At 73.1% G+C, this 15,719-nt stretch carries 14 protein-coding genes; 6 read left to right on the forward strand and 8 right to left on the reverse strand.

The window, feature by feature from the left end; translation table 11 throughout:
• The first annotated feature begins 5 nt into the window (after nt 1–5).
• A complete protein-coding gene (locus ACFYRY_RS21665; protein WP_389147813.1) occupies nt 6–254 on the forward strand; it encodes a hypothetical protein in 249 nt (82 codons plus the stop codon).
• Here the strand turns inward: ACFYRY_RS21665 and ACFYRY_RS21670 are convergent.
• Together ACFYRY_RS21670 and ACFYRY_RS21675 are read right to left on the reverse strand one after the other, a co-directional pair.
• Nucleotides 233–892, reverse strand: a complete 660-nt coding sequence (locus ACFYRY_RS21670) for an HAD family hydrolase (protein ID WP_389147816.1) — start codon at nt 890–892, stop codon at nt 233–235. The genes ACFYRY_RS21665 and ACFYRY_RS21670 overlap by 22 nt on opposite strands.
• A gap of 126 nt (nt 893–1,018) precedes the next feature.
• Nucleotides 1,019–2,158, reverse strand: coding sequence for a hypothetical protein (locus tag ACFYRY_RS21675; RefSeq protein WP_389147819.1), 1,140 nt, complete (start codon nt 2,156–2,158; stop codon nt 1,019–1,021).
• Nucleotides 2,159–2,334: 176 nt separating this feature from the next.
• Between ACFYRY_RS21675 and ACFYRY_RS21680 the strand changes: the two genes are divergently transcribed.
• Both ACFYRY_RS21680 and ACFYRY_RS21685 read left to right on the forward strand, forming a co-directional pair.
• Nucleotides 2,335–4,980: a helicase-associated domain-containing protein gene (locus ACFYRY_RS21680; RefSeq protein WP_389147822.1), complete on the forward strand. Its 2,646-nt coding sequence runs from the start codon at nt 2,335–2,337 to the stop codon at nt 4,978–4,980.
• A gap of 90 nt (nt 4,981–5,070) precedes the next feature.
• A complete protein-coding gene (locus tag ACFYRY_RS21685; protein WP_389147825.1) occupies nt 5,071–6,714 on the forward strand; it encodes a DNA repair helicase XPB in 1,644 nt (547 codons plus the stop codon).
• Between the two features lie 47 nt (nt 6,715–6,761).
• On the opposite strand, the gene ACFYRY_RS21690 is transcribed toward ACFYRY_RS21685, so the two are convergent.
• Complete coding sequence (locus tag ACFYRY_RS21690) at nt 6,762–6,947, reverse strand: hypothetical protein (RefSeq protein WP_356767605.1); 186 nt, start codon at nt 6,945–6,947, stop codon at nt 6,762–6,764.
• 376 nt (nt 6,948–7,323) lie between these two features.
• Here ACFYRY_RS21690 and ACFYRY_RS21695 point away from each other — a divergent pair, with 376 nt between their 5' ends.
• Nucleotides 7,324–9,369: a HelD family protein gene (locus ACFYRY_RS21695; protein WP_389147828.1), complete on the forward strand. Its 2,046-nt coding sequence runs from the start codon at nt 7,324–7,326 to the stop codon at nt 9,367–9,369.
• Between the two features lie 88 nt (nt 9,370–9,457).
• Here the strand turns inward: ACFYRY_RS21695 and ACFYRY_RS21700 are convergent, their stop codons facing one another.
• The 5 genes from ACFYRY_RS21700 to ACFYRY_RS21720 form a co-directional block, all read right to left on the reverse strand.
• Nucleotides 9,458–10,276, reverse strand: coding sequence for an ABC transporter permease (locus ACFYRY_RS21700; protein ID WP_389147831.1), 819 nt, complete (start codon nt 10,274–10,276; stop codon nt 9,458–9,460).
• Nucleotides 10,273–11,325, reverse strand: a complete 1,053-nt coding sequence (locus ACFYRY_RS21705) for an ATP-binding cassette domain-containing protein (RefSeq protein ID WP_389147834.1) — start codon at nt 11,323–11,325, stop codon at nt 10,273–10,275. The genes ACFYRY_RS21700 and ACFYRY_RS21705 overlap by 4 nt, the downstream gene beginning before the upstream one ends.
• 73 nt (nt 11,326–11,398) lie before the next feature.
• Nucleotides 11,399–12,241 (reverse strand): DUF4097 domain-containing protein, encoded by an 843-nt coding sequence (locus ACFYRY_RS21710; RefSeq protein ID WP_389147837.1) that lies wholly within the window; start codon nt 12,239–12,241, stop codon nt 11,399–11,401.
• A gap of 83 nt (nt 12,242–12,324) precedes the next feature.
• The gene (locus ACFYRY_RS21715; protein WP_389147840.1) at nt 12,325–12,846 is read right to left on the reverse strand and encodes a hypothetical protein; all 522 of its coding nucleotides are present in this window, start codon (nt 12,844–12,846) and stop codon (nt 12,325–12,327) included.
• 258 nt (nt 12,847–13,104) lie between these two features.
• Entirely contained in the window at nt 13,105–13,806 is a 702-nt protein-coding gene (locus tag ACFYRY_RS21720) for a copper homeostasis protein CutC (protein WP_389147843.1), read from the reverse strand.
• Nucleotides 13,807–13,912: 106 nt separating this feature from the next.
• Between ACFYRY_RS21720 and ACFYRY_RS21725 the strand changes: the two genes are divergently transcribed.
• Nucleotides 13,913–14,584: a hypothetical protein gene (locus tag ACFYRY_RS21725; protein ID WP_389147846.1), complete on the forward strand. Its 672-nt coding sequence runs from the start codon at nt 13,913–13,915 to the stop codon at nt 14,582–14,584.
• A 27-nt stretch (nt 14,585–14,611) separates the two neighbouring features.
• Complete coding sequence (locus tag ACFYRY_RS21730) at nt 14,612–15,688, forward strand: GNAT family N-acetyltransferase (protein WP_389147848.1); 1,077 nt, start codon at nt 14,612–14,614, stop codon at nt 15,686–15,688.
• Nucleotides 15,689–15,719: the final 31 nt, after the last annotated feature.

Below are 15,719 nucleotides of genomic sequence, written 5' to 3' on the forward strand. Positions count from 1 at the left end.
GTCCGGTGCGCGACAAAACCCAAACGAATTCCGCCGAGCCCGGTGACCGACTGATCCGCGCCGGTGCGCTGGTGTTCTTCATCGGTGCCGTGGCCACACTCGTCACGGTGGCCCCGTTCCTCCTCGGTACGACGCCCTTTCCGACGTACATGTTCGGCCTGAGCATGCTCATGGGCGTCGGCTTCGTCCTCGCCGCCGCGGGAATGCTGCGGTCGATCGCGGCGGGGCGCCGTCAGGCGCGGGTCTCTCGGTAGGCGGAGAGCCAGGCCGGGAACTCGGTGAGGTCGGCGAGGACCACGTCGGCGCCGGCCTCGGTCAGTTCGGCGGTGTCGCACGGGCCGGTGGCGACGGCCACGGAGAGGGCGTCGGCGGCCCGGGCGCCCCGGATGTCCCCGACGTGGTCGCCGACGTAGACGCCGGCCTCGTGTTCGCGCAGTGCCTCCGCCTTCTGCTCGGCCCACAGGTCGCCGACGACCGCGTCCGGTTCGATGCCGAGGTACTCCAGGTGCAGCTTGGCGTTGGGTTCGTGCTTGGCGGTGACGACGACCGCCCGCCCACCGGCGGTGCGCACCGCCGCGATCGCCTCGCGGGCGCCGGGCAGCGCGGTCGTCGGCTCGATGGCTATCGCCGGGTACATCGACCGGTAGAGGTCACCCATGGCCGCGAGCTGGTCCGCCGGGAACCAGTGGGCCAGCTCCTGGGCGAGCGGCGGGCCCAGCCTCGTGACCGCCAGGTCGGCGTCGATGTACGTCCCGGTGCGTTCGGCCAGCGCCAGGAAGCAGGCGCGGATGCCGGGCCGGGAGTCGATGAGGGTCATGTCGAGGTCGAAACCGACGGTCGGAGCGGAGAACGCGGGAGAGGCGGAGGATGCGGGTTCGGTCGTCGAGGCCATAGGGGCCATTGTGCCCAGGGCCGGTGACAGACAGGCGTCCACCTGGTGGCGGCCTGCCGCATGCGCCGCCGTCCGCCTACCGCCGACCTGCGGCAGCCAGGCCGACGTCCCACCGTCGCCGTCCGCCTACCGCCGTCGCTGTGACCGCCACACCAGGAACAGAGCCGACGCGACGGCCGCCCCCCGGACGACCCACGGCCAGGTCTCGGAGATCGCGTCGTTCATGTGGCCCTCGGCGATGGGGGCGCCCCAGCGGCCCTCGGTGCGGCCCCACAGCCAGACCAGACCGGCCGCGACGGACAGGCCGGGCAGGACCATGACCGCCCACTTCGTCTCGGCGTCGCTCAGCCGCCGGGAGGCGTACGCGATGGCCCATCCCAGCACCAGGGCGATCCAGTTGCCGAGGACGGCACCGGCGACCAGGAGTCCGGCGGCGACCAGCAGGAAGGGGTTGCTCCAGCCACCCGCGCCGCCGGGCAGGAACCGGCGCCGGGCGGGCAGCGGGGCGTCCACGACGGCCTCCCCGGCCTTCGCGGCCGCGGCCTTCGCGGCCCCCGCCTTGGGCCGCCACCGGAGCTTCCCGAACCTCGCGGGCTTCCCCGTGGCCTCGCCGACCCCGGCTGCCTTCTCCACCGCCGGGGCAGTCTGCCCGGCGGTCTCCTTCTCCGCCCCGGGGACCTCCTTCGGCGGCGGGGGCCTGAGCAGTTCCGGGATCTCCACCCCGCCGACGAACCCCGGCACGCTGTCCCCCACTCCGAAGGGGCTGCTGTCCACCCGCCACCAGTCGGGCTGCGTCGCGCTGTCACCGAGCTCGTCCACGCCCGCGAGGTGCGGCGAGGAGGACATGTGGTCGTCGGGCGCGGAATCGGCCGACGTCTGGGCGGGGCGCGGGCGCGGCACCATCCGCCGCAGCCGCTTCGACCGCCCGGTGTCCTCGCTGTCCCCGCTGGCCTCCCTGGCCTCGTCGTGCGCGGCTCGCTGTACGGGAACGGCGGCGGCCGGGGCCTGCGGAGCGCTCCCGGTGCCGGTGCCGCCGGCGCCGCCACCCGCCGCGTCGACGACCTCGTGGGGGCTGCCGAGCCGGGCGATGATGCGGCGGACGGCGGCGGGGCTGTCGACCGGGGCCTTGGCGCGTCGCCGGTCGATCTCGTTGCGCAGTTCCGAGACCAGACGCATACGGGTGGACGACGGCAGCTGACGCTGCTGTGCCACGTCGCCGACGCGGCTCAGATACTCGTAGACGACCTGATCGCTCTCGATACCCACGAAGTTCCTCCGGGGGGCAGCGCATTGAGACCCCGTTGGATGACCGTACCGCGTCGGTGCGGCTGTCCGGAGCCGGTGCGGGGGTCACCGGGCGTGCCCTCGCGGACCCCGCCTCGGCGCGCACGGCCTCGTCCTCGAACGCCGGGCGGACCGGGGCACCCGCTAACGTGGGTTCGATGAGCACCCCGGCCACCTCGCCCCGTTCCCTCGCAGAGGCACTCCGCGTGCGGGACGACGCGTCCCTGGCCGCCCTGCTGCGGGCCCGTCCCGATCTCATCGCCCCCGTGCCGACCGACCTCACCCAGCTCGCGACCCGCGCCGGCACCCGCGCGTCGGTCGTCCGGGCCCTGGAACGGCTGGACCGGTTCACGTCGCAGACCGCCCAGGCGCTGGCGGTGGCGGCGGACCCGGCGTCGTACGCCGAACTGCTGGGTCTGATGGCCGGTGACCAGGAGGACGCGGCGGTCGCCGCCGCGCTGCCCAGGGCCCTGGACACCCTGCGCGAACAGGCCCTGGTGTGGGGCGCTGACGACCGGCTGCGGCTGGTCCGCACGGCCCGTGAGCTGCTCGCGCCCTCACCGCAGCACCCGTCGCCGACCGGCCTGGGACCGACCGTGCGGGAGGCGACGGCGGGCATGTCGCCGGGCCGTATCCAGGAGATCGTGACGGCGGCCGGGCTCCGCTCGACGCACGACTCGGTGTCCGCGGTCACCGCGCTCACCAGGCTGTTCACCAGCCGCAAACGGATGGCGAAGCTGCTCGCCGGTGCCCCCGAGGACGCCACGGAGGTGCTCGCCCGGCTCGTCTGGGGACCGCCGTACGGGCAGGTCACCGCCGACCCCGCGACCCATCTGCGGTGGCTCCTGGACCGGGGGCTGCTGCTGCCGACGGCGCCCGGGACGGTCGTACTGCCCCGGGAAGTGGCCCTGCACCTGCGGGGCGGGCGCGCGCACCGCGCCACCGAGCCGCTGCCGCCGGTGGTCGAGGTCACCGTCACGCACCGTCCACAGGTTGTGGACGCGACCGCGGCGGGGCAGGCGTACACGGCGCTGGCGACCGTCGAGGAACTGCTGAAGGACTGGGACGAGGGCGGCCCGGCGGTGCTGCGGGCGGGCGGCCTCAGCGTCCGCGACCTGAAGCGCACCGCCGTCGCCCTGGACCTGCCCGAGCCGGTCGCCGCGTTCTGGGTGGAACTCGCCTACGCGGCCGGGCTGATCGCCTCCGACGGCGAGAGTGCCGAGCGGTACGCGGCGACCCCGGCCTACGACGACTGGCTGGAGCAGCCCCCGGGCCTGCGCTGGGCCCGCCTCGCGGAGGTCTGGCTCACGGCGACCCGCACGTCCGGTCTGGTGGGCGGGCGGGACGCGAAGGAACGGGCGTTGTCGGCGCTCGGGCCGGGGCTCGACCGTTCCGCCGCGCCGGAGGTACGGCACCGGGTGCTGGCCCTGCTGGCGGAGCTTCCGGAGGGCGCGGCCCCGTCCGCCGAGTCGGTGCTCGCCCGGCTGCGCTGGGAGCGCCCGCCGCGCGGCCCGGTGGGGGTCCCCCCGCGCGAGCCGAGCGGCAACGACGACCTGCGCGCCCGGCTCGCCCGGTGGGCCCTGTCCGAGGCGGAGCTGCTGGGTGTGACGGGCCGGGGCGCGCTGTCGGCACACGGGCGGGCCCTGCTGGGCGCGCCCGCACCGGGGGCTGAGGGCGTGCCGAACACCTCGACCGCCTCAGCCACTTCGACCGCCTCATCCGACTCCTCGGCCACCTCCGCCACCTCGACCCCCGACCCGACCGTCCCCGGCGACAAGCTGCCCGTCCACCATCGCCCGGCCCTCGTGCAGCCCCTCGCGGGGCCCCGCCCGCCCCTGGCGCCCCTCTCGCCCGCCGAGCAGGCCACCGCCTCCGCCACCGCCGCCCGGCTGCTCGCCCCTCTCCTCCCCGAGCCCCTGGACCACGTCCTGCTCCAGGCGGACCTGACGGCGGTGGCGCCGGGCCCGCTCCAGCGCCCGCTGGCGGAGATGCTGGACGCGCTCGCGGATGTGGAGTCGAAGGGCGGGGCCACCGTCTACCGGTTCACGCCCGGGTCGGTGCGCCGCGCCCTGGACTCCGGCCGGGCCGCCTCCGACCTGCACGCCTTCCTCGCCGCGCACTCGCGTACGCCGGTTCCGCAGCCTCTCGCGTACCTGATCGACGACGTGGCCCGCAAGCACGGCCACCTGCGGGTGGGCGCCGCCTCCGCGTACGTCCGCTGCGACGACGACGCGATACTCAACGAGATCATGGCCGACAAGCGTGCCGGGGTCCTGCGGCTGCGTCGCCTCGCGCCGACCGTGCTGGCCACCCAGGCCGACCCGGCCACGCTCCTCGACGGTCTGCGCGAGATGGGGTTCGCCCCGGCCGCCGAGTCCGCCGAGGGCGATGTGGTGATCACCCGCGCCCTCGCCCACCGCACCCCGCCGCGCACGGCGCCCGAGCCGGTCCCGGACGGTCCCCCGGCCCCGGACGCGACCCTGCTCGCCGCCGCGGTCCGCGCCATCCGCGCCGGTGACCTCGCCTCCACCACGCCCCGCAAGGACACCGCCGCCCCGGTCGGCTCGGGTGAACTCCCCCGCACCAGTGCCGCCGAGACCCTCGCGACCGTGCAGGCGGCCGTCCTCACCGGCGAGGCCCTGTGGATCGGCTACGTCAACGCCGAGGGCTCCGCCACACAGCGCGTCATCGCCCCGATCCGCGTCGAGGGCGGCTACGTCACGGCCTTCGACCACACCGCGGACGAGGTCAGGACGTATCCGCTGCACCGGATCACCGGGGTCGCGGAGCTCGCGGACGACTGACCTTGATCGTCGCCGGTTGAGGCACACTGGACGTTTGGCCGTGCAGAGCCGTTGCAGAGCCACGCAGGTACCGCAGAAAGGCAGCCGCGCGTGAATGGTCCCCTCATCGTCCAGTCCGACAAGACCCTGCTCCTGGAAGTCGACCACGAGCAGGCCGACGACTGCCGTCGGGTCATCGCGCCGTTCGCGGAGCTGGAGCGGGCCCCCGAGCACATCCACACCTACCGGGTGACGCCGCTCGGCCTGTGGAACGCCCGGGCGGCCGGGCACGACGCCGAGCAGGTCGTCGACGCGCTGGTGCAGTACAGCCGGTATCCGGTGCCGCACGCGCTGCTCGTGGACATCGCCGAGACGATGGACCGGTACGGGCGGCTGACCCTCAGCAAGCACCCCGCGCACGGGCTGGTGCTCACCTCCACCGACCGTCCGGTGCTGGAGGAGGTGCTGCGTTCCAAGCGGATCGCCCCGCTGGTCGGCAACCGCATCGACCCCGACACCGTCGCCGTGCACCCCTCCGAGCGCGGGCAGATCAAGCAGACGCTGCTGAAGCTGGGCTGGCCCGCCGAGGACCTCGCGGGGTACGTCGACGGTGAGGCGCACGCGATCGAGCTGGCCGAGAACGGGTGGGCCCTCAGGCCGTACCAGAAGCAGGCGGTGGAGAACTTCTGGCACGGCGGGTCCGGCGTCGTCGTCCTGCCCTGCGGGGCCGGCAAGACGCTCGTCGGCGCCGGGGCGATGGCGCAGGCGAAGTCGACCACTCTCATCCTCGTCACGAACACCGTGTCGGCCCGGCAGTGGAAGCACGAGCTGGTGAAGCGGACGTCGCTGACCGAGGAGGAGATCGGCGAGTACAGCGGGACCCGGAAGGAGATCCGGCCCGTCACCATCGCCACGTACCAGGTGCTCACGACCCGGCGGAAGGGCGTCTACCCGCACCTGGAACTGTTCGACTCCCGGGACTGGGGGCTGATCCTCTACGACGAGGTGCACCTGCTGCCCGCGCCGGTCTTCAAGTTCACGGCGGATCTGCAGGCCCGGCGGCGGCTCGGTCTGACCGCGACGCTCGTCCGTGAGGACGGGCGCGAGTCGGACGTGTTCTCCCTCATCGGGCCGAAGCGTTTCGACGCGCCCTGGAAGGAGATCGAGGCGCAGGGCTACATCGCGCCCGCCGACTGTGTCGAGGTGCGGGTCAACCTGACCGACTCCGAACGGATCGCGTACGCCACCGCCGAGACCGAGGAGAAGTACCGCTTCTGCGCGACGACCGCGACCAAGCGGAAGGTGACCGAGGCGATCGTGCGGCGGTTCGCCGGGCAGCAGATCCTCGTCATCGGGCAGTACATCGACCAGCTGGACGAGCTGGGGGAGCACCTGGACGCGCCCGTGATCAAGGGGGAGACCAGCAACGCCCAGCGCGAGAAGCTCTTCGACGCGTTCCGGGAGGGCGAGATCAGCGTGCTGGTGGTGTCGAAGGTCGCGAACTTCTCGATCGACCTGCCGGAGGCGACGGTCGCCATCCAGGTGTCGGGGACCTTCGGGTCACGGCAGGAGGAGGCACAGCGCCTGGGTCGGGTGCTGCGGCCCAAGGCGGACGGGCACCAGGCCCACTTCTACTCGGTCGTCGCCCGCGACACCATCGACCAGGACTTCGCCGCGCACCGGCAGCGGTTCCTGGCGGAGCAGGGCTACGCCTACCGGATCGTAGACGCGGACGAGCTGCTGACGGAGAGCTGATCCACACCTGACGGCGAGCCGGCGGGGGCGGCGATCACCTGCGGCGATCACCTGCGGCGGACGCCCGCCTCTTCGCCGTACTCGCCGAGCACGACGACATCGAAAGCGGCGCCCGCGAACACCTTGACGGCACGCAGGGCCTCACCGAGGACGTGCCGGTGGCTGCCCAGGACGGGGGTGGCACCGGCCGGCCGGGGCGGGCGCGGAGCTGGGGTGATGGTTGCTGCGCTCATGCCTCCATGGTGGCTCTCCCGGCATAAGGACGGCATCGGTCTGGGGGACCGACCCGCGTGGTCCCCGCGTAGTACTTGCGGGTGAGGGGCTGGCCTCAGGGTGGAGGGGGCCCCTGACTTCTTCCCCTAGGGGGAGCCGCGGGGGCGCAGGGGGAGCCGCGGGCGCGCTCTGCTCCCGCAGCCCAGGTCCGCGAAAATCCATTGGCCCCCGCTTCCCCCGCTCGCCTAGAATCTCCGCTCTTGCCCGCCTCCCGTACGGAGTGCGGCCGCCCGGACGGAAACCGGGCGGCATTCGCAGTCACGCGTTCCGCAGCCGCGTACCTCGCAGCCGCACTTCTCCCAGCCCTGTATCCGCTGGTCCACCGGAGGCACCGCCTTGTCCACGCCCGTTGGCGACGATCCGCTCGCCCGAGAACGCTCCCACCTCGCCGGCTCCCGTGCCGCCCTGCGGGCCATGCGGGAGGACGTCGAGTCCCTCGACATCAGTGATGTCACCGCGAACTGGGTCAACGCCGAGGTCCTCTCCCGCCAGATCGACGACCGCATCAAGGCCCTGGCCGACCTGAGCGAGACCCCGCTGTTCTTCGGCCGCCTCGACTACCTGCACGCTCCCGGCGCCGAGCAGGCCGAGGGTGCGGAGGGTGAGCGGTTCTACGTCGGGCGGCGGCACGTGCACGACCACGACGGCGACCCGATGGTCATCGACTGGCGGGCACCGGTGTCGCAGCCGTTCTACCGGGCCTCCAAGAAGGACCCGATGGACATCGCGCTGCGCCGCCGCTTCGGCTACACCGGCGGTGACCTCACGGCGTACGAGGACGAGCATCTGCTGGACCCGGCCGAGGCGGCGAAGACGAGCAAACTGCTCCAGCGGGAGATCGAGCGGCCGCGTGTCGGCCCGATGCGGGACATCGTGGCGACCATCCAGCCCGAGCAGGACGAGATCGTCCGCAGCGGACTGGGCGGGACGGTCTGTGTGCAGGGAGGACCCGGCACCGGGAAGACCGCCGTCGGTCTGCACCGGGTCGCCTACCTCCTGTACGCCCACCGCGAGCGGCTCGCCCGCACCGGCACCCTCGTCATCGGGCCGAACCGGTCCTTCCTGCACTACATCGAGCAAGTGCTGCCCGCGCTGGGTGAGTTGTCGGTGAGTCAGGCGACCGTCGACGACCTGGTCGGGCATGTCGAGGTGCGCGGCACGGACGACGCGGCGGCGGCGGTCGTCAAGGGCGACGCGAGAATGGCGGACGTACTGAGGAGGGCCGCCTACTCGCATGTCACCATGCCCACCGAGTCGGTCGTGGTGGTGCGGGGCTCCCGTCGCTGGCGGGTCGCCGCGTACGAGGTCGAGGAGATCGTCCGGGAGTTGCTGGGCCGGGGCATCCGCTACGGCGCCGCCCGCGAGGCCCTCCCGCAGCGCATCGCGCACGCCGTGCTGGTGCAGATGGAGCGGGCGGGGGAGGCACCGGACGACCGGGTGCAGGACGCGGTGGCCCGCAACCCGGCGGTGAAGGCGCTCGTCAAGCAGGTCTGGCCGCCCATCGACCCGGCGAAACTCGTGCTGCGTCTGCTCACGGACGCGGACTTCCTCGCCGAGCACGCTGAGGGCGTCCTCACCGAGGAGGAGCAGAAGACGATCCTGTGGGTGAAGCCCGTCCGCAGCGTCAAGTCGGCCAGATGGTCGCCCGCGGACGCGGTGCTGGTCGACGAGGCGCAGGACCTGATCCAGCGCACCCACTCCCTGGGCCATGTGGTGCTGGACGAGGCGCAGGACCTCTCCCCCATGCAGTACCGGGCCGTCGGCCGCCGCTGCACCACCGGTTCGGCCACCGTCCTCGGCGACCTCGCGCAGGGCACCACCCCCTGGGCGACCCGGAGTTGGGACGAGGCGCTGGCCCACCTCGGTAAGTCGGACGGCGTCATCGAGGAACTGACGGCCGGTTTCCGCGTCCCGACCGACGTCATCACGTACGCCTCCCGGCTGCTCCCCCACATCGCGCCGGGCCTGACCCCGGTCGCGTCGGTCCGGGAGAACCCGGGCTTCTTCGACGTCCGCCCGGTCACCGGTACCGACGAAGTGGTCGCCGCCTGCGAGGAGTTGCTGCGCAACGAGGGCTCGACGGGCCTGATCACCGCCGACGCCCGTGTCCCGGCGCTGGCCGAGGCGCTCACGGCGGCGGGCATCGGCTACCTGGCCCCGGGCGAGGAGACCACGCGGGAGACCCGCCTGACCCTGGTCCCGGCTTCCCTGGCCAAGGGTCTGGAGTACGACTATGTGGTGCTCGACGAGCCCCGGGCCGTGGTCGACGGCGAACCCGACGAACGGACCGGCCTGCGCCGCCTCTACGTGGCCCTGACCCGGGCGGTCTCGGGCCTGATCGTGACCCACACGGCCCCGCTGCCGCCGCAGCTGGCGGACTGACCCGGTTCACAGAGACAGGCGGGCCCGGCGGGTGGCGGCAGCACGCGCGGCCGCCCCTCGCCGAGGGGCGGCCGCGCGGTCGTACCGGCTACTTCGGGTCGCGGTTGAACTGCGCCATCGACCACCGGTAGCCGAGCACCGTCAGGCCCACGCACCAGGCGATCGCGATCCACCCGTTGTTGCCGATCTCGGTCCCGAGCAGCAGGCCGCGCAGGGTCTCGATGGCGGGTGTGAACGGCTGGTACTCGGCGATCGGCTGGAACCAGCCCGGCATCGTGTCGGCCGGGATGAAGGCGCTGGAGATGAGCGGCAGCAGGATCAGCGGCATGGCCATGTTGCTGGCGGCCTCGGCGTTCGGGCTGGCCATGCCCATCCCGACCGCGATCCAGGTGAGGGACAGGGCGAACAGCGCGATCAGCCCGAACGCCGCCAGCCACTCCACGACGGTGGCGTCCGTGGACCGGAACCCGATGGCCACACCGACGGCGCCGACGAGGAGCGCGCTGGCCAGGCACTGCAGCACGCTGCCGACGACGTGTCCGACGATCACCGAGCCGCGGTAGACCGCCATCGTGCGGAAGCGGGCGATGAGGCCCTCGGACATGTCCATGGAGACGTACACCGCGGCCCCGATCACGGTGCTCCCGACGGTCATCAGCAGGATGCCCGGGACGATGTAGGCGATGTAGTCGGAGCGGTCCGCGCCGCCGCCGCCGATGCCCGCGCTCATCACGTCGCCGAAGATGTAGACGAAGAGCAGCAGCATCATGATCGGCGTGAGCAGCAGGTTCAGCGTCGCGGACGGGTAGCGCCACGCGTGCAGCAGGTTGCGGCGCAGCATCGTGTGCGAGTCGCGGACGGCGAGGGAGATCCGGGACGGGCGGGCGGGGGCCAGGGGGGCGCTCATCGGTGGTTCTCCTTCAGTTGGTTGGGCTGGTTGGGCTGGCTGGGGAGGTCCGCCGGGCCGGTCAGGGCGAAGAAGACGTCGTCGAGGTCGGGGGTGTGCACGGTCAGTTCGTCGGCCTCGATGCCGGCCGCGTCCAGCAGGTCGAGGATGGAGCGCAGTTCGCGTTGGCTGCCGTCGCTGGGGATGTGCAGCGTGAGCGCCTCGTCGCCGGAGGTCCTCCCGGCCGGGCGCGGCAGGGAGTGGAGGGTGACCTCGCTCAGCGCGGAGGCGGCGGACCGGTAGGCGGCGGGGTCGGTGAGGCGGAGCCGGATGTGCCCGCCGGGGATGAGCCGCTTGAGTTCCTCGGCGGTGCCCTCGGCCGCGATCCGGCCGTCGTGGAGTACGGCGATACGGTCGGCGAGCTGGTCGGCTTCCTCCAGGTACTGGGTGGTGAGGAAGACGGTGACGCCGTCGGCGACGAGCTCGCGGATGATGCCCCACATGTTGTGGCGGGAGCGTGGGTCGAGGCCGGTGGTGGGCTCGTCGAGGAAGATGATCCTCGGATTGCCGACCAGCGTCATGGCGAGGTCGAGGCGGCGCTTCATGCCGCCGGAGTAGGTGGAGGCGGGTTTCTTCGCGGCGTCGGTGAGGTCGAAGCTCTCCAGGAGGTCGGCGGCGACCTGGCGTCCCTCGCGCTTGGACAGGTGGTGCAGGTCCGCCATCAGGAGCATGTTCTCCTCGCCGGTGATCAGCCCGTCGACGGCGGAGAACTGACCCGTCACGCCGATCGCGGCGCGCACTCCGTCCGGTGAGGTGGCGATGTCGTGGCCGGCGACCTGGGCCTGTCCGCCGTCGGCGGTGATGAGGGTGGACAGGATCTTCACCGCGGTGGTCTTGCCGGCGCCGTTCGGGCCGAGCAGCGCGAAGACCGAGCCGGCCGGGATGCGCAGGTCGATGCCGTCGAGCACCACCTTGTCGCCGTACGACTTGCGCAGACCGACGGAGGTGACGGCGGCCGGGGCCGGGTGACCCTCGCCCGGCCTGGACGTGGGCATGACAGATGAAGGCATGGGGCCCTCCCTTTCGAAGGCTGAGGTGGGTGCTGAAGTGGGCGGCGGGCGGGGCCGGTTGGGGAGGTGGCGCTCAGGCCTTGGCGCGGCGGACGTCGATGTTGCCCCAGTTGGTCCGCGCGTGGACCTTGACGGTGTCCTCGGTCTGCGCCGGGGCCTCGGAGGCGGTGAGCGTGTTGCGTACCTGCCCGCGGTTGGAGCTGACGTCGAGCCAGGCGGCGGTGCCCTCGCGGATGCCGATCTCGATGGGTCCGTTGGAGGTCTCCAACCGGACGTCCCCGCGGGCGACTTCGGCGACGCGAAGGGAGCCGTTGGTGGCGGTGCCGGTGACCGAGGCCTCGGCGCGCGCGATGTCGATGCCGCCGTTGGCGCCGTTCACCCGCAGCTCACCCAGCACGGCACCGACGGTCGTGGTGCCGTTCGAGTTCTTCAGGACGGCGGGGCCGTCGACGACGCCGACGCGCAGACTGCCGGAGCTGGTGGTGATCTCGGCCTTGCCCTCGACCCGGTCCACGGTGATCGAACCGTGCGACACGGTCAGTTGCAGCGGGCCGGTGGTGTCGAGGCGGACATCGCCGGTGGAGCTCTTCACCCGGACCTCGCCGAGCCGTCCCTCACCGAGGACCTGGACCCAGGCGCCGGTCAGGTCGACGTGCGAGTCCGTGGGCAGCTCGACGGTCACGTCGACGGCACCGGTGGGCCCGATCACGCGGCGTTCCTTCGTCCTGATGGTCAGGACGCCGCCCGCGTAGGTGACCTCGGTCTGCTCGGCCGCCCGCACGTCCTTGGTGCCCTTCGGGTCGCGGGGCCGTACCTCGACGACGGTGTCGAGGCGGTCGCCCGCGGTGAACTGGATGGAACCGGCCCCGACGTGCGCGGTGACCGAGATCGGTTCGGAGGTGTCGAAAGAAGGCATGGCTGTCCCGTCCTCTTGGCTCTTCGGGCCGTCCCCGCTGGTGGGACGTGGTGTGGGTGTGAAGGGGTACGGGCGGGGCGCGGCTAGCGCACCCAGCCCGTGAAGCTCTGTCCGAGGGTCTGCACCTTCTCCGGCGTACGGGGCCGGGTGCCGCCGTCGACCGCGGCCGACACGGCCCGCACCAGCCACGCGTTGACCGACAGGCCCTCGCGGCTCGCGGCCTCCTCGGCGCGCGTCTTGAGGTGGGCCGGCAGACGCAGATTGACGCGGGCGGTGCCGCCCTCGTCACCGTCGGCCGGGGCCGGGGCCCTGGGCGGTTCGACGGGCGCGGTCGGCTCGGCGGGGGCGGCGTCGCCGTAGGTGGGCGGCGGTGTCACCACGAAGTCGGGGTCGAGCCCGCGCAGCCGTACGTCGACCGAGCCGGGGGCGAGTTCACGGGTGATCTCGTCCATCGCGGCGGAAAGCACGTTGAGCATGGTCAGCCGGGTCGCCGACTCCAGGGGAGCGGTCAGCCTCTCCGCCAGCTCGCGGGCTTCGTCGCCGCCGGCCTCGGCGGCCACCGCGAGTTCGCGGCGGAGGGTGTCGACATACGGGGTGAGGTCCATGACGCCATCATGGCAGCACTATGGCGCCATACGCAAGCGGGAGTGGCGCCTTGCGTGGAGCGGATATCGACGGAGTACCTCTGAACTGGGGAAACGTGACGGGATCGACTTGAGCCATCATGACGCCACGCTGGTGCATCCGCTTTCTGAAGACACGGAACGAGGCTCAGTGGCACCACATGGCACCACCTGGCGCCATATGACGCCGGATGGCGCCAGGCGGTGCCACCCGCAACACCACGTGGCGCCACCCACCCCTCACCCCTCGTCCAGCACCCGCCGCCACCGCGCCACCGCGTCCACCGACACCGGTCGCCCCCAGCCGTCCGGCCGCGCCGCCCCGCCGATGTGGAAGCCGTCGATACCGGCGGCCAGCAGCCGCGGTACGTGATCGAGCCGCAGCCCGCCGCCCACCAGCAGTCGCTGCTCGTACCCCGGTTCCCCGCGCCGCGCCGCCTCCGCGAGCAGCGTGGGGAGGCCGTCGTCGACGCCCGAGGCCGCACCGGCCGTCAGGTACGTGTCGAGGCCGGGCAGGCCGTCCAGCTGCTTGCGCAGCGCGTCCCGGTCGGCGGCGCGGTCGATGGCCCGGTGGAACGTCCACGGGCAACCGTCCAGCACGCCCACCACCCGCTCCACGGCCGGCAGGTCCACCCCGCCGTCCGCGTCGAGGAACCCCAGCACGAACTCCTCGGCCCCGGCTTCCCGCAGGTCCCCGGCGGCCCGGACCACCCGGTCCACCCCGGCGTCGCCCCCGGCCGCGAACCCGTCCGTCAGCCGCAGCATCACCCGCAGCGAGATGTCGACGGCCGCCCGGATCCCGGCGACGGTGCCGGGCGACGGGGTCAGCCCGTCGGCCGCCATGTCGGTGACCAGTTCGAGGCGGTTCGCGCCTCCGGCCTGAGCGGCGACCGCGTCCTCGACGTCGAGGGCGATCACCTCCAGGACTGCACGGTTGCTCATGGGGCCCCAATCAACGGCGGCGTTCAACGACGACAACAGGTCTAGTCCAATTTAAGAGTACGCCCCGCGATCCACACCCCGCCCGTGCCACGAGGAGAATGGCCCCATGGCCGACCCCGACGCCCTGCGCACCCGCTTCGCCCGCGCCCTGGAAGGAGCCCGCACCCCCAAGGCCACCGGCCCCGAGCCCGGCCCCGGTCCCGCCCCCGACCCCGCGCCGTACGCCGACAACCTGCTCGCCCGCTGGCAGGAGCCGCAGCGCCGCTACCACACGCTCACCCACCTGACCGCGGTGCTCGACCACATCGACGTCCTCGAGGAGCACGCCGCCGACCCGGACGTCGTACGCCTGGCCGCCTGGTTCCACGACGCGGTCTACCACCCCGACCGCTCCGAGAACGAGGAACGCTCGGCCCGTCTCGCCGAGCGTGCCCTGCCCGAGGCCGGGGTCTCCGCCGCGAAGACGGCCGAGGTGGCCCGCCTGGTCCGTCTCACCGTCACCCACGACCCGGCCGACGACGACCGCGACGGCCAGGTGCTGTGCGACGCCGACCTGGCGATCCTCGCCGCGCCGCCCGCCGCGTACGCCGCCTACACGGCCGCCGTCCGCGAGGAGTACGGCTTCGTCCCCCCGGACGCCTTCCGCGACGGCCGCGCCGCGATCCTGCGCCAACTCCTCGACCTGCCCGCGCTGTTCCGGACCCCGCACGGCCGGGATGAGTGGGAGGCGACGGCCCGCTACAACCTGGCCGCCGAGCTGGAAATGCTGTCGACCTGAGACACCGGCCCCCATACCCTGCCCCTCATGAGGGACTTGGGCGGGGAACGGGTGGAGGAGGCCGTCGCGGGCGCGCTGGCGCTGCTGCGGACGGCGACGGACCGGGACTGGGACGGGGTGCGGGCCGATCGGCTGGAGTGGAGCTGCCATCGCACCGCCGAGCACCTCGCGGGCGCGCTGTTCGCCTACGCGGGCCAGCTGGCGAGCCGACCGCGGGACGCGTACGTCCCCTTCGAGATCACCCTGGACGAGGGCACCGACCAGGACGGCCTGCTGGACGTCGTCGAGACGGCCGCAGCGCTGCTGGTCGCCGCGTTCCGCGCCACACCCCGCCGGGCGCGCGCCTTCCACCCGTTCCCCTTCCGCAGCGCGAACCGTGAGGGCTTCGCCGCGATGGGCGTCGCGGAGACGCTGCTGCACACCCGGGACATCGCCGAGGGCCTCGGGCTGACGTACACGCCGGCCCCCGAGCTCGCCGAGTACGTCCTGACCCGGATCTTCCCGACCGTCCGGCCCGGCCCCGACCCCTGGCAGACCCTGCTGTGGGCCACCGGCCGCGGTGAGCTGCCCGGCCGTGACCCGGTCACCGAGTGGCGCTGGTCCAACAACCTGGTCCTCCCCGCCGACCGCCTCACCCTGGAGGGCGTCACCCCCGCGGCCGTCGCCGACCTGTGCGCGGGCGGCGACGGCGGCTTCGACTGGCTGGACGGCGGCCCCTTCGAGGGCACGCTGGAGGCCGCCGGGATGGTGCTGAAGGCGTACGAGGCGGGCGTGCACCGCCCGGAGTTCGGCCTGTTCGCCCTGGTACGGCGGAGCGACGGCCGCGCGGTCGGCGGCATGGGCTTCCACGGGGTACCGGACGAGGAGGGCCAGGCCGAGGTCGGCTACGACCTGGTGGAAGGCGCCCGCGGCCAGGGCTACGCCACCGAGGCTCTGCGCGCGCTGAGCGAGTGGGCGCTGGCCCGGGACGGCGTACGGTCCCTGTTCGCGACCGTGGAGGCGGACAACGCCCCGTCCCAGGCGGTGCTCTCCCGCGTCGGGTTCAGGCAGGTCAGCGAGGACTTCGACGACGAGGGGCTGCTGGCCTACCAACTACGGGGCTGACTCCACCCGCTCACGAACCGCGCGGCAGTGT

It is taken from the genome of Streptomyces sp. NPDC005263 (assembly GCF_042872365.1).
Classification (GTDB): Bacteria; Actinomycetota; Actinomycetes; order Streptomycetales; family Streptomycetaceae; genus Streptomyces.